12 protein-coding genes are annotated in these 13621 nt (G+C 64.8%); 7 read left to right on the top strand and 5 right to left on the bottom strand.

Annotated elements, in window-relative coordinates:
* Window positions 1-18 precede the first annotated feature (18 nt).
* Genes IVB22_RS34550 through IVB22_RS34565 form a run of 4 tightly spaced genes read right to left on the bottom strand, consistent with a single transcriptional unit; the run spans window position 19 to window position 4725 of the window.
* Window positions 19-732, bottom strand: a complete 714-nt coding sequence (locus IVB22_RS34550) for an ABC transporter ATP-binding protein (protein WP_247521635.1) — start codon at window positions 730-732, stop codon at window positions 19-21.
* The gene (locus IVB22_RS34555) at window positions 729-2498 is read right to left on the bottom strand and encodes an ATP-binding cassette domain-containing protein (RefSeq protein ID WP_247521636.1); all 1770 of its coding nucleotides are present in this window, start codon (window positions 2496-2498) and stop codon (window positions 729-731) included. Before IVB22_RS34555 ends, IVB22_RS34550 begins: the two co-directional genes overlap by 4 nt.
* Window positions 2495-3538, bottom strand: a complete 1044-nt coding sequence (locus IVB22_RS34560) for a branched-chain amino acid ABC transporter permease (RefSeq protein WP_247521637.1) — start codon at window positions 3536-3538, stop codon at window positions 2495-2497. The genes IVB22_RS34555 and IVB22_RS34560 overlap by 4 nt, the downstream gene beginning before the upstream one ends.
* A gap of 38 nt (window positions 3539-3576) precedes the next feature.
* Entirely contained in the window at window positions 3577-4725 is a 1149-nt protein-coding gene (locus IVB22_RS34565; RefSeq protein ID WP_247521661.1) for an ABC transporter substrate-binding protein, read from the bottom strand.
* Window positions 4726-4865: 140 nt separating this feature from the next.
* On the opposite strand from IVB22_RS34565, the gene IVB22_RS34570 reads away from it, so the two are divergent.
* The 7 genes from IVB22_RS34570 to IVB22_RS34600 all read left to right on the top strand — a co-directional run bounded on the left by IVB22_RS34570 (window position 4866) and on the right by IVB22_RS34600 (window position 11865).
* Window positions 4866-5690: an alpha/beta fold hydrolase gene (locus IVB22_RS34570; protein ID WP_247521638.1), complete on the top strand. Its 825-nt coding sequence runs from the start codon at window positions 4866-4868 to the stop codon at window positions 5688-5690.
* Between the two features lie 493 nt (window positions 5691-6183).
* Complete coding sequence (locus IVB22_RS34575) at window positions 6184-6984, top strand: aspartate/glutamate racemase family protein (RefSeq protein ID WP_247521639.1); 801 nt, start codon at window positions 6184-6186, stop codon at window positions 6982-6984.
* A 9-nt stretch (window positions 6985-6993) separates the two neighbouring features.
* Complete coding sequence (locus IVB22_RS34580; protein WP_108520408.1) at window positions 6994-7422, top strand: organic hydroperoxide resistance protein; 429 nt, start codon at window positions 6994-6996, stop codon at window positions 7420-7422.
* Between the two features lie 26 nt (window positions 7423-7448).
* A complete protein-coding gene (locus IVB22_RS34585) occupies window positions 7449-8627 on the top strand; it encodes a thiolase family protein (RefSeq protein WP_247521640.1) in 1179 nt (392 codons plus the stop codon).
* Window positions 8624-9865, top strand: coding sequence for an SDR family NAD(P)-dependent oxidoreductase (locus tag IVB22_RS34590; RefSeq protein WP_247521641.1), 1242 nt, complete (start codon window positions 8624-8626; stop codon window positions 9863-9865). The genes IVB22_RS34585 and IVB22_RS34590 overlap by 4 nt, the downstream gene beginning before the upstream one ends.
* Window positions 9866-9895: 30 nt before the next feature.
* Entirely contained in the window at window positions 9896-10681 is a 786-nt protein-coding gene (locus IVB22_RS34595; RefSeq protein ID WP_247521642.1) for a cyclase family protein, read from the top strand.
* Between the two features lie 26 nt (window positions 10682-10707).
* A complete protein-coding gene (locus IVB22_RS34600; RefSeq protein ID WP_247521643.1) occupies window positions 10708-11865 on the top strand; it encodes an ABC transporter substrate-binding protein in 1158 nt (385 codons plus the stop codon).
* Between the two features lie 19 nt (window positions 11866-11884).
* On the opposite strand, the gene IVB22_RS34605 is transcribed toward IVB22_RS34600, so the two are convergent.
* The gene (locus tag IVB22_RS34605; protein WP_247521644.1) at window positions 11885-13507 is read right to left on the bottom strand and encodes an AMP-binding protein; all 1623 of its coding nucleotides are present in this window, start codon (window positions 13505-13507) and stop codon (window positions 11885-11887) included.
* Window positions 13508-13621 lie beyond the last annotated feature (114 nt).

The following is a 13621-nucleotide window of genomic DNA, read 5'->3' on the forward strand; positions in this document are numbered from 1 at the left end:
TGCGGTCGCCGTCGCGCGTCAGTGGCCGCCCAGATAGGCTGCGATCAGTTTCGGATCGTGGATCAGGGTGTCCGCCGGACCGGACTGGATGATTTCGCCGGTCTCCAGCACATAGCCGTAATCCGCGGTCTCCAGCGCGGCGCGGGCGTTCTGCTCGACGAGAAGTACCGACACGCCGAGGCTCCGCAGCGAGGCGATGGTGCGGAAGATTTCGCGGACGATGAGCGGCGCCAGGCCGAGACTGGGCTCATCCAGCACGAGGAGTTTCGGCTTCGCCATCAGCGCGCGGCCGAGCGCCAGCATCTGTCGCTCGCCGCCAGATAGCGTGCCGGCGGCCTGCTTGCTGCGCTCCTTCAGCCGCGGGAAGCGGTCGAACACGTCGTCGAGGCTTTTGCGCGTCGTCGAGCGGTCGCGCAGGCTGTAGGTGCCGAGCAGCAGGTTGTCGGCGACCGACATGTCGGCAAAAAGCTCGCGCTTTTCGGGCACGAGGCAGAGGCCGCGTTCGACGCGGCCCTCGACGTCGATCCGCGCGAGGTCGGCGCCTTGAAACACCATCCGCCCCGTGGACTTCAGCAGACCGATGGCGGCCATCAGAAGGGTAGTCTTGCCGGCGCCGTTCGGGCCGATCACGGTCACGATCTGCCCTTCTTCGACCGACAGCGAGACATTGCGTACCGCCTCCACCTTGCCGTAGCCGACCGACACATCCTCGATCGAGAACATCTGTGTCACGCGACACCTCCGAGATAGGCTTCCTGGACGCGGGCGTCGCTGCGGATCGCCGCCGGTTCGCCTTCGCAGAGCTTTGAGCCGAAATCGAGCACGACGATGCGGTCGACGAGCGACATCACGAACTCCATGTCGTGCTCGACGAGCAGGATGGTCAGGTGATCCGCGCGCAGCGACCGCAGCAGTTCGGCGAGCTTGAGCTTCTCCTGACGCCGCAGGCCGGCCGCCGGCTCGTCGAGCACGAGCAGCGTCGGATCGGCGGCGAGCGCGCGGGCGATTTCAAGCACGCGCTGATTGCCGAGCGGCAGGTTGCCGGCGAGCTCGAACGGCTTGTCGCCAAGGCCCACCCGTTCGAGCTGCTGCAGCGCTTCGTAGCGGGCGCTTGCCTCTTCCGCCTGGTTGAGGCGCAGGGCGCCGGCGAGAAGACCGGTTTTGGTGCGCGAATAGGTGCCGAGCAGCACATTGTCGAGCAGCGTCATGCGCGGGCGCAGCTTGACGTGCTGGAAGGTGCGGGAGATTCCGGCGCGGGCGATGTGGAATTGCTGGTCGCGCGTGATCGAGCGGCCCGCGAATGCGATCTCGCCGCTGTTGGCGCGCAGCGCCCCCGTGAGCAGGTTGAACATCGTGGTCTTGCCGGCGCCGTTGGGCCCGATCAGCCCGAGAATTTCGCCAGACTTCACGTCGAAGCTGACATTGTTGACGGCGACGAGGCCGCCAAATCGCCGCTGCGCATCGCTCACTTTAAGAAGGAGCGTGCCGGGCGGCGGCTGCTCGCGGCGCGGCAGCGCCGTCGCCGCCTGCGGACGGGACTGCTTCAGGTCGGGGAGAAAACCTGCGAGGAACGGGACGATGCCCTGCCGGGCGCGCTGCAGGAACAGGATGAACAGCGCCGAGAACGCCACGATCTCGAGCTGACCGGAGGCACCTTTTGCGATCAGCGGGAGGTAGTCCTGCACGCTGTTCTTCAGGAGCGTGACGATTGCCGCACCGACCACGCCGCCTAAAATGCTGCCGGCGCCGCCGACCATCGCCATCATCAGATATTCGATGCCCATGGCCGCTTCGAACGGTCCGGGGCTGACGAAACGGCCGAGATGGGCATAGAGCCATCCGGACAGCGAGCCAAGGAACGCAGCGATGACGAATGTCGCCAGCTTGATCTGGAACGCGCTGATTCCGAGGCTTTCGACCAGCGTATTGCCGCCGCGAAGCGCGCGCATCGCGCGGCCGATGCGGGAGTCGAGCAGGTTGTAGCAGACGAAAAGAACCGCCACGACAATCGCCCAGATCAGGAAATAGATCTGCCGGCTCTCGACCAAGGCGAGCGGACCGATCGAAATCGGCGGAATGCCCGAGATGCCGTTATGTTGACCGAGTCCATCGATGTTGCCGAACAGGAATGCAATCGCCAGTCCCCAGGCGACCGTACTCAATGACAGGAAGTGGCCGCCCAGGCGCAGCGTCACGAAGCCCAGGATCGCGGCGATGCTGCAGGTCAGGACGACGGCCAGCACCAGTCCGAGCCATGGCGAATAGCCGTTCACCGCCGTGACCCAGGCGGTTGAGTAGGCTGCGACGCCGACGAAGGCCGCCTGGCCGAACGAGACAATGCCGCCGACGCCGGTCAGCAGCGCGAGCCCGATTGCCGCAAGCGCGTAGATGCCGATGTAGTTCAGCAAGGTGATGCTGAACGGATTGAGCACGAAGGGCGCGGCCACGAGGCAGGCGATCGCCGCGGCAATGATGAGACGGATCTGCTGCAGTGTCATTCCTCGACTTCCTCTTCGGAATGCTGCGAGGCGAGCGAGCGCCAGAGCAGGACGGGGATCAGCAGCGAGAACACGATGACGTCCTTCAAGGTGCTGCTCTGGAACGAAGCGAAGCTCTCGATGATGCCGACGCCGAATGCGCCGAGCGCCGCGCCTGGATAGCTGGCCATGCCGCCGACGATGGCGCCGACAAAGGCCTTCAGGCCGAGCAGGAATCCGGAGTCGTAGAAGATGGTGTTCACAGGCGCGATCAGGATGCCGGAGACGCCGGCCATCAGCGACCCCAGCAGGTAGGCGATGGTTCCGGCGCGCGCCGGGCGGATTCCCATCAGCCGGGCGCCGGTCCGATTCAGGGCAGTTGCGCGCAGCGCCTTGCCGATCAGCGTGAAGTCGAAAAACAGAAACAGCAGGCCGCTGAACACCAGCGCCGCGGCGAGGATCAGCACCGTCTGTCCGGAGACGTGAACGCCGGCGATCTCTATCGCCATCGACGTCAGCGGCTCGGTCCTGACGCCTTCGGGGCCGAAGAACAGCAGGCCAAGTCCGACCAGCGCGAAGTGAAGCGCGACCGAGACCGTCAGCAGTAACAGAACCGAGGCGTCCGCGATCGGGCGGAACACGATCCTGTCCAAAAGTGGCGAGATCGGCATGATCAAGAGCAGCGCCAGCACGATCCGGACCGGCATCGGCGGGTTGAAGCGCATCGTCAGCCAGACGATCCCGACGACAATCAAGGGCAACACGAGATAGCCGAGGACGGCCTTCGGCACCGCGCGAAACTCGCCGGCGCGCGCCAGCGAGACGACCTCCATAGCGCTGGCCATGCAGGCCAGCACGACGACAAGCCCGACTGTTCCGGGAAGCTGCTTGGCGTCGAGCGCCGCCAGTGTCAGCGCCGTGAAGGCCGCGATGTCGCCGAACGGAATGAAGATCACCCGCGTTACGGTGAAGATCAGCACTGTGCCGATCGCCACCAGGGCGTAGACCGCCCCGGTGGCTATTCCGTCGATTGCAAGGATCGCTGCGATATCTGCCGTCATGCCGTCGGCCGTCCTTCCGTGTTACGCCTCGACTTCGCTCAGGGCTGGTAGGTCCAGGCGCCGTTGTTCAGGCGGACGATCACCAGCGCGCGCTCGTCCACGCCGTGATAGGCGCCGGCCTTGAAGTTGTAGACCGCGTGCACGCCCGAGAGCTCCTTGGTGTTGAGGATCTCATCGCGCAAAGCTTTTCGGAATTCGACGGTGCCGGGTTTCGCGGTCTTCAGCGCACGCTCGGCGGCAGAGGTGAAGATCCTCCAGCCGTCGAAGGAGTAGGCCGAGAAACCGTCTGTGGTCGGGACATTGTTGGCCTTCAGGAAGGCGGCGCGGAACTCGAGCGCGAGCTTCTTGGCGAAATGGTTGTCGGGAAGCTGCTCGGCCACGATGACCGGACCGGCGGAGACCTGAATGCCTTCCGCGGCCTTGCCGCCGACGCGCACGAAATCGGGATTGACCAGCGCGACCGTGCCGTAGGTCTTGCCCTTGAAGCCACGCTCGCCGAGCGCGAGCAGCGGCAGCGCGCCTTGCGTGCCCGATCCGCCGATCAGCACGGCGTCCGGACGCACCGCGAGAACTTTAAGGATCTGGCCCGTGACCGACGTATCGACGCGCGCATAACGCTCGTTGGTCAGCACCTTGATGCCGTCCTCGGTTTCAACCGCCTTGGCGCCGTTGTAGACGAGATCGCCCCAAGCGTCGGAGAAGCCGATATAGCCGATGTTTTTCATGGCATCGCGCTTCATGCGATCGGCGACGACCTTGACCAGCAGCGAGGCGGGCTGTGGAACGGAAATGCCCCATTGATCCGCGGGGTTGGGTTGTCCGATCACCGGGGAGACCGCGATCATCGGCACCTTCAGTTCGGTCGCGACCGCCATCATGGCGATGGTCGACGGGGCGGTCGCGGTGCCGATCAGGAGATCGACCTTCTCTTCTTCAATGAGCTTGCGCGCGTTGCGGGTTGCGGCGGAGGGATCGGAGCCGTCGTCGAGCTGGATCAGCTTGATCTTCTCGCCGTTGACCTCGTTCTTGTATTCCATGGCGGCCTGGATGCCGCGGCCGTACGGGATGCCGATCGAGGAGCCGGGTCCACTGAGCGACGTCACGAATCCGATCGTGATGTCGGCCTGTGCGGTCGAGGCCGCCACGAGGCCGCCGATGAGTGCAGTCAAACTCAACATCTTGCGCATTGCATTCCCCTTGGTTGAAAACAGCCGCGACCTGAGCGAGATGTCAGCATGGATCGAGGTCGGACCAGCACGATCGATGCCGCAGTTGTCGCCGAAACCCGGCGCAGGCATGGTCCCCGCGTCGGCATGGGAGTTATGAAATGAGCGCTACCAGAACCGGTTCCAACGTCGAGCGTCGCTTCGTCACGACGCGTCTCGGCCGCATCCACGTCGCCGTGGCGGGAACCGGTTTTCCCGTCCTGCTGTTGCATCAGACGCCGCGCTCGTGGGACGAGTACCGCGATGTGTTGCCGCTGCTCGGCCGCGATTTCCGCGCCATCGCGATGGACACGCTCGGCTTCGGGGACTCCGATTCCCCTGCCGGCGATCCCTCGATTGAGCTGTGGGCACAAGGTGCGTTCGCGCTGCTCGATGCGCTGGAAGAACCGCGCGCCGCCATCGTGGGCCATCATACCGGTGCGGCGATTGCGGTGGAAATGGCAGCATCGGCGCCTGCGCGCGTGAGCGCGCTGGTTCTGTCGGCCTGTCCTTTCGTCGACGCGGCGCGCCGCGCCAAACACGAGGGCATGCGCGTCATCGACGATGTGGAAGCGCGTACCGACGGCGCCCATCTCACTGAGCTCTGGGCGCGCCGGCAGCCCTTCTATCCTGTTGATGATATCGATCTGCTGCAGCGCTTCATGATCGACGCCTTGCGGGCCGGCGAGATGGCGGCGGAAGGGCATCGGGTGGTGAATCGCTATCGGATGGAGGACCGTTTGGGGCAGATCTACTGTCCCACGCTGGTCGTTGCTCCGACGGGCGATCCGCACGTTCATCCGGTGGCTCCGAAGGTCGCTGGAGCTATCGAGGGCAGCATCTTGCGCGAACTCTCAGGAGGCATGGTGCCGCTTCCCGATCAGATGCCGGAGGCTTTTGCCGGCCTCGTTGGTGATTTCATTGCCATTCAGATGGCCAAGACCTGAAACGGCGGGACCAACCGCGGCGAATGCGAACCCGCCCGTAGCACCCGCTGTCCCGAGGTCGATGATCTCAGCCACGATTGAAGAGCCTTTATCAACGCAACCATCAACGCGACGTGCGTCTGCACGGCGCTCACTCCCTGTCAATTGTTTAAAGCCTAAAGTATTTCTCGACCGCAGGTCAATACGCCAGATTCGCGTCCCGCGGAAAAAGTTTGCGGCGCTGCGAGCGGCCGCGAGAGCTGAATTCGCTTATGCAAAAGGGTGAGGCGCTATCTGCCTGTCCTTTCGGCAAACCGATCCTGTCGTGCGCAGCGTGCGCCGGCGCGCCGTTCAATTGACGTCAAAATTATTTTGTGGTTGAAATATTTCGGTCGATGGGATGGCGTCACTCTACAGCGCGCCTCCGCAACGACAGGCTTGTGCGTGTCGTCACCCTCCATGATCGCGGAGGTTCGAGGCTCGGCACGGTTCGCCGGTGAACAGGATATCCGCTGTGCGCATCTTCTGGCAGAGCTTCGTCGACCAGGCTACGAGCGCGCCCTACATGGCGCGGCTTGCGGCCTATCTGAACGAGATCGCGGCGCCCGGCGCCAGCGTCCATGTCGAGGGCATCACGCCTGCCGATCGCGACTTCGGCCGCCTCAGCGAATTTCGTTGCGCGATCCAGGCGGTCGACAACGGCCTCACGGCGCAGGAGAGCGGCTTCGACGCCTATGTCATGGGCCACTTCCAGGATCCGGGATTATACGAACTGCGCTCGGCGCTCACGATTCCGGTGGTCGGGACAGGCGAGGCGACGCTGCTCGCGGCCTCGCAGCTTGGGCGGCGGCTCGGCCTCGTCACGCTCGATTCAGCCTTCGAGGTCTGGCATTACGAGCAGGCCGATCGTTACGGGCTTTCCGGCCGCGTCGAGCACGTCACCGGTATGGGCTGTCGTCCGGAGGATTTCAGCGCCGCGTTTGCAGGAGATACGGCGGCGAAAGCGCGCATGCTGACCGACTTCGCGGCTTGCGCCCAGCCACTCGTCGATCGGGGCGCTGATGTCATCATTCCGGCCGGCGTGTTGCCCGGTCTCCTCATCGCGAGCGAGCATGGCTTCAAGATCGGGCATGCGCCCGTGGTCAACTGTGCGGCAGTGGCGTTGAAGAGCGCCGAGATGTGGGTGCAGTTGCGGCGCCTCAACGGCACTGAGCCGAGCCGGGGGCCGAGCTTCGCGCTGGCCAACGACCGCGCCCGCCAGGATTTTCGCGCCACCGTGGCGCGTGCGCAAGCCGACAAACCGAAGAGCCCCTGAGGACAAGACATGCTGCAGCCAGACAAGATTCTGTATGAAGCCGAAGTGACCGCGACCGGCGGGCGCGACGGCAAGGCCGCGAGCGAGGACGGTCTTTTGTCGGTGTCATTGTCGCTGCCGAAATCACTGGGCGGTCCGGGCGGACCGGGAACCAATCCGGAGCAGCTTTTTGCCGCCGGTTATGCCGCGTGCTTTCTCGGTGCGGTGAAGCTGGTCGCGCGCACACGGAAGATCACGCCGTCGGCGGAGCCGACCGTCACCGCCAAAGTCGGCATGGGGCCGGTCGCGGTCGGCTACGCGCTCACCGTCGAGCTCAAGGTGCTGCTTCCCGGACTGGAGAAATCTGTCGCCGAGGAAGTCGTTGCCGGCGCCCACGAACGCTGCCCTTATTCCAACGCAACGCGCGGCAATATCGACGTCAAATTGACCGTGCTCTGAACGGCTCACAGGAACTCTGCAGTCCGATGCAAAACTCCATCCGAACACCTTATGATCGGGTCGTGATGGCAGTTCCGGTGACGATTCCCTATGTGCGCTACTCGATCGAGAGCGCGCAGTGGTGGATCGGTCGCGCGCTGAAGGCGCTGGTCGATGGGGCCGGAATCACGCCACGCGACATCGACGGGTTCTGTGTTTCGAGTTTCACGGCGGGGCTCGATAGCGGGATCAGCCTCACCCAGCATTTCGGCCTTTGCGTGCGGTGGATCGACACCATTCCACTCGGGGGCGCGAGCGCGATTGCTGCACTCCGCCGCGCCGCGCGGGCTGTGCAGGCGGGCGACGCCCGCATCGTGGCTTGCGTCGCTGGCGACACCAACCACGTCGATTCCTTCCGTTACACGCTGGAGAATTTCTCGCGCTTCAATCAGGATGCCGTCTATCCCTACGGTGCCGGCGGCGCCAATGCGAGCTTTGCGCTGATCGCGCGTAACTACATGCGCACGTTCGGCGCGCGGCGCGAAGACTTTGGCAAGATCGCAGTCGCCCAACGCAGCAACGCGTTGCGTTATCCTCATGCGCTGATGAAAGCGCCGCTGACCATCGAGCAGTACATGTCGGCGCGGCCGATCGCCGATCCGATCCATTTGTTCGACTGCGTGATGCCGTGCGCCGGCGCGGAGGCGTTCCTGGTGATGAGCGAGGACGTCGCCGCTTCCCTGAAACTGCCTGCCGCCAAAATTCTCTCGACGATCGAGCGCCACAATGCGTTCGGCGACGATCCCGTTCAGGTGCGGGGCGGATGGGCGATGGACGTCGACGAACTCTATGCGATGGCCGGCGTCAAGCCCGATGATCTCGACTTCGTCCAGACCTACGACGATTACCCCGTGATCTCGATGATGCAGTTCGAGGACCTCGGCTTCTGCCGCAAGGGCGAAGGGCCGGACTTCGTGCGGCAGCATGATCTCACGATCGACGGCAGCTTCCCGCACAACACCTCCGGCGGCCAGTTATCGGTCGGGCAGGCGGGGGCGGGCGGCGCCTATCTCGGGGTAGTCGAGGCGATGCGGCAGGTGCTCGGGCAGGCCGGTCCGACGCAGGTTAGGGATGCGCGCATCGGGTTGGCGTCGGGCTTCGGAATGATCAACTATGATCGCGGCCTCGCCTCGGGCGCGGCGATCCTCGCGGGACCAGGCGCATGATCGAACCGATCATAAAACCGCGCCGGAAGAATCCGTTGCAGCGGACGCGGCTGCCGACGTCGCCGCCACGCGCTCGCAGCCGCGCCTCGCACGGTTTTACGCGGGCTGCTTCCGAAGGGCGCTTCATGCTGCAGCGCTGCGGCGCCTGCGGGACGTTCTGCTATCCGGCGCGCGATGCGTGCCCTACGTGCCTTTCCGCCGATCTCGTCTTCGCTGACGCGCCGCGGCGTGGCACGCTGTTGTCCGAAACCACGCTGCACATCCCGGCCGACGTGCATTTTCGCGAGCGTGCGCCATGGCGCGTCGGGTTGGTCGCGATGGAATGCGGACCAAAACTTGTGACGCACCTGCATGCTGATTGCGAAGAGGGGCGGCCGGTCGTGATGTCGTTTCAATTGGACAAGAGCGGGCAGGCGGTAGCCTTCGCGCATCCCGAACGGGAGACCCCCAACATGGCGGACGACAGGCAGTGGCGTGAGATGACAGCCGATCCGAAGTTCCGGCGCGTTCTGGTGACGAACGGGCGGAGCATCGTCGGTCAGGAAGCGGTGGCCGCGCTGAAGGCGGCGGGTGCATCGATCGTGTTCGTCGGTGTCGCCGAACCGTGGAAGCCGTTCCGCGGCGAGGATGCATTGCGCGCGCTGGAGGGTGTTCAGATCGTACCGCTCGATATCGGCGACGAGAAGTCGGTCGCGGACCTTGCGGCCGATATCGGCGGCAAGGTCGATATTCTCGTGAACACCACCGAACATGTCCGCGCCGGCGGGCTGCTCGATCGTCAAGGCACCAGCGTGATGCGCGACGAGATCGACCAGAGCTATCTCGGCTTCGTGCATCTGGCGCAGGCGTTCGGGCCGGCGATGCGGATGCGGGGCTCCGATGGCGTCAACAGTGCGGCGGCCTGGGTCAATATCCTGTCGGTCTATGCGCTCGCAAACTGGCCAATGTTCGGCGCGTATTCTGCATCGCAGGCCGCCTGTCTGTCGCTGTCGCATTCCTTGCGGGCGGAGCTTCGGCCCGGCGGCGTCAAGGTTGTGAACGTGTTTACGGGGCCGCTCGATATCGAATGGTTCCAGACGGTGCCGCCGCCGAAGGTCGCGCCTCGGGCGGTCGCGGCCGCGATCGTGTCGGCGCTCAAGCGCGGACTGGAAGATGTGTTCGTGGGCGATGTTGCCGAAGACATTCGCCAGCGCCTTGCGGCTAATCCCAAGGCGGTCGAACGTGAACTCGGGGCATAGGCGGATTTGCTTAGAAACGGGAGAGGCGCAATGGACAGCAATGGTCTCATGCAATTTGCCGGCGCGGTTGCATCCGGCGCGGTGCGCGTCGTCGATCTGACGTTTACGCTCAGCCCGGACTTCCCGGTCATTGTGCTGCCACCCGAATTCGGCCAGGCCGCGCCGGTGCGCATCCAGCAGATTTCGCGCTACGACGCGAGTGGTCCTGCCTGGTACTGGAACAACCTGACTTTTGGCGAGCACACCGGCACGCATTTCGACGCGCCGATCCACTGGTTCACCGGCAAAGATTTGCCGAACAATTCGGTCGACACGCTGCCGGTGCGCGACATGATCGCGTCGGCCTGCGTGATCGATTGCTCGGCGCAAGCTGCAAAGGATGCGGATTTCCTGCTGACGATTCCGGTCGTCGAGGCCTGGGAAAAAAGCCACGGGCGGATTCCGGAACGGCATTGGGTGCTGCTCCGCACCGACTGGTCGAAGAAAGGCTGGCGCGACTACGCCAACCTGAAGGACGACGGCGCGCATACGCCGGGGCCGGACGCCGCCGTGATGCGCTGGCTGGTCGAGGAGCGCGGTGTCATCGGCTTCGGCACCGAGACCATCGGGACGGATGCCGGCCAGGCCGGTCATCTCGAGCCGCCCTATCCGGCGCACCATTTCCTGCACGGCGGCGGGCGCTACGGCCTGCAATGCTTGTGCAATCTCGATCAGCTGCCGCCAACCGGTGCTGTGATCGTGGCCGCGCCGCTCAAGATCCAGAACGGCTCCGGCAGTCCGCTACGCGTTCTTGCGCTGGTGCCAACGCAGGGTTGAGCCTCCTCTCCACATCAAGTGAAATTATGAAAAACAAAAAGACATTGTTGATCGGCGCAGCCGTTCTGCTCGGTGCGATCGCGCCGGCCCATGCCGAAATCCTAGTCGGTTTCGTCACCGGCCTGAGCGGGCCGGTGTCCTCGATCGGCGTGCCGAACGCCAAGGGATTGGCCGCTGGCCAGGCCTATATCGGTGAGATCGACGGTGAAAAAGTCCGCGTCATCCAGCTCGACGACGGCTCGGACCCGGCTGCGTCGACACGCAACGCCCGCAAGCTGGTCGAGCAGGAAAAGGTCGACTTCCTGATCGGCACCTCAGGCGCGCCGCAGACGCTGGCGATGGCCACCGCGGCCATCGAGATGAAGGTGCCGATGGTGGCGGTCTCGCCGATCGCGCCGGTGCCGGCGGGAGAGGGCGGGCCGTGGGTGGTGCAAACGCCGCAGCCGACGCCGCTTCTCGTTCAGGGCATCGTCGATCACATGAAGAGCCGCAACTTGAAGACGGTGGCGTTCATCGGCTTTTCCGACGCGTTCGGCGACCTGATGTACAACTCGCTGCTGCAAGCCGCCGAGAAGGCTGACATCAAGGTGATTGCCAACGAGCGCTATGCGCGTTCCGACAACTCGGTTACCGCGCAGGTGCTGCGTGCGGTCTCCGCGCGGCCCGATGCGATCATGCTGGGCGGGACTGGAACGCCGGGTGCGCTGCCCGTGATCGCGTTGGCCGAGCGTGGTTACAAGGGGCCGCTCTACGGCAATCACGGCATGATCAGCGCGGACTTCCTGCGGCTTGCCGGCAAGTCCGCCGAGGGCATCATCTGCCCGACCGGGCCGGTGACGGCGGGCGAACAGCTTCTTGAGAGCAATCCGATCCGCAAGGTGGTTCTCGCCTTCCGTGCGGCCTATGAGAAGGCCAATGGCGAGGCGCCGGCCGATGCGTTCTCGCCCTATGCCTTCGATGGCTGGCTGGTATTCATGGATGCCGCCATACGCGCAAAGGCGACGGGTGCGGCGCCCGGAACGCCGGCGTTCCGCAACGCGCTGCGCGAGGCGCTGTTCACGACCAAGGATGTCGTGGGCGCGCACGGCATCTACACCTACACGCCGGCCGACCGCCACGGCGTCGACAGCCGCGCGCGGATCCTGGTCCAGATTGAAAACGGGAAATACAAGCTGCTGCCGTAACGGCAGCCGGCCACCTCGCTCAGGCGTGGCGCAACTTCGCCTTGAGCGCGCGCATGTCGATCGCGCGCTTGTCGCTGACGGACGCAGCAGCGAGCGTCTTGATCTCGCCCCGGGCGAGCTTGCGCGTCGACGACAGCGGCAGTTCGTCGACGATGGCGACGTAGCCGGGCACCTTGTGATAGGCGAGGCGCTCGGCGCAGGTCTTGACGATCGAGGCCGCGAGCGCATCGGCGTCATCGACTTGAGCGTTCGGCACGATGAACGCAAAGACCTCCTCGCCGCGAATGTCGTCGGGTACGGGGGTCACCGCGCAGCCGCCGATGCGCGTATCCATGTACAGCGCGCTTTCGACCTCGAGCACGCCGATGTTCTCGCCGCTGCGTCGCACGATGGTCTTCTTGCGATCGAAGAAATACATCAACCCGTCTTCATCGGCGAAGACGAGGTCTCCTGTGTGGAACCAGCCGTTCTGCCAAGCGGCTTCGGTAGCTTCTTCATCTTTCAGATAGCCGCTGAAGAAGCCGGCTCTAGTATCATCGCCCTTGGCGCGGACCAGCAATTCGCCCGGTTTCCCAGGCGCGACATCGGCGCCCTGATCGTCAACGAGGCGATACTCCATGCCTTCCGATGGCCGCCCGACGCAACGCGCGCCAAACCCCGCCGGTTCGCGCGCGGTGGTGGTAGCCGCCGCACCGCCGGTCTCGGTCATCGCCCAGGCCTCGACGATCGGGATGCGGTAGCGCTCCTCGAAGGTGGCGCGGTGGCGGACATCGACGCCGGGCGCAAAGGCGAAGCGCACGCGGTGCTGCCGTTCGACCTCGGTCACCGGCAGTTGAAGCAGAATGGCCGGGATGACGCCGAGACAATGCACGACGGTCGCGCCGCTGTCGGCCACGCACTGCCACCAGCGGTTGGCATGAAAGCGGTCGAGCGGAACCACGGCGCCGCCGAGCACCATCATGCCGACCGCACTGCAGCCGAGCGCGTTCATGTGAAACATCGGCAGCGGCGTCAGGTTGATCTCGCGGTCCGGCTGCAGTTCGGCCACGCCGCCCTGCGCGAGGTACCAGTCGGCGACCTGCAGGAAATAGCGGTTCGAGAGCATGCAGCCCTTTGGCTTGCCGGTGCTGCCGGAGGTGAACAGCAGCGCGCATTCATCGTTGAAGTCAGGGCTTTGGGCGGCGACGTTCGCCTGACACGGCGGGATGCGGCTGTCGGTATCGATCAGGCGGGCGCGTCCGAGCGCCGCCCCCTTCGTCACCTGCATGCGATCCGGCGTTGCTACCAGCAGGTCGGCTTGTGACAACTCAAGCTGGAAGGACAATTCGTCGGGCCGGACATCGGGATTGATCGGAACGATCGAAACCCCGAGCGCATTGAGCGCGAGCCAGTGCAAAAAGAAGACCGGGCGATTTTCAAGCAACAACGCAACCCGCGCCCCGCGTCCATAGCCGGCGGCTGCGTATTCGGCGCGCAGCCGGTCAACCTCGGTCTTGAACGCGCCGTATTCGATCTTGAATCCTTCCGGCGCGTAGGGCAGTCCCGCGCTTGCGGGCGCCAGCAGGAATGGCGCGTCCGGCCGCCTCGCGGCCGTGGCTGCGAAGGCATCGGATGGCGATCGATACGGAGTGTCGAGGCTCATTGCGGACATAGCTCCTGTTCGTGCCTCCAGCCGCCGCAAGGGATGGCCGCCGGAACCCGCCCGCAGCCCTTGCTGCGGCGGCAGCTTTCGTGAATACTTTAAGCCTAAACTATC

The sequence above is a fragment of the Bradyrhizobium sp. 190 genome (assembly GCF_023073415.1).
In the GTDB taxonomy this organism is placed as follows: domain Bacteria; phylum Pseudomonadota; class Alphaproteobacteria; order Rhizobiales; family Xanthobacteraceae; genus Bradyrhizobium.

Excerpts from the sequence above, each read along its gene's own strand:
- IVB22_RS34555 (WP_247521636.1), bottom strand. The coding sequence starts at position 2,498 with ATGACACTGCAGCAGATCCGTCTCATCATTGCCGCGGCGATCGCCTGC.
- IVB22_RS34560 (WP_247521637.1), bottom strand. The coding sequence starts at position 3,538 with ATGACGGCAGATATCGCAGCGATCCTTGCAATCGACGGAATAGCCACC.
- IVB22_RS34565 (WP_247521661.1), bottom strand. The coding sequence starts at position 4,725 with ATGCGCAAGATGTTGAGTTTGACTGCACTCATCGGCGGCCTCGTGGCG.
- IVB22_RS34570 (WP_247521638.1), top strand. The coding sequence starts at position 4,866 with ATGAGCGCTACCAGAACCGGTTCCAACGTCGAGCGTCGCTTCGTCACG.
- IVB22_RS34580 (WP_108520408.1), top strand. The coding sequence starts at position 6,994 with ATGCTGCAGCCAGACAAGATTCTGTATGAAGCCGAAGTGACCGCGACC.
- IVB22_RS34585 (WP_247521640.1), top strand. The coding sequence starts at position 7,449 with ATGCAAAACTCCATCCGAACACCTTATGATCGGGTCGTGATGGCAGTT.
- IVB22_RS34590 (WP_247521641.1), top strand. The coding sequence starts at position 8,624 with ATGATCGAACCGATCATAAAACCGCGCCGGAAGAATCCGTTGCAGCGG.
- IVB22_RS34595 (WP_247521642.1), top strand. The coding sequence starts at position 9,896 with ATGGACAGCAATGGTCTCATGCAATTTGCCGGCGCGGTTGCATCCGGC.
- IVB22_RS34600 (WP_247521643.1), top strand. The coding sequence starts at position 10,708 with ATGAAAAACAAAAAGACATTGTTGATCGGCGCAGCCGTTCTGCTCGGT.
- IVB22_RS34605 (WP_247521644.1), bottom strand. The coding sequence starts at position 13,507 with ATGAGCCTCGACACTCCGTATCGATCGCCATCCGATGCCTTCGCAGCC.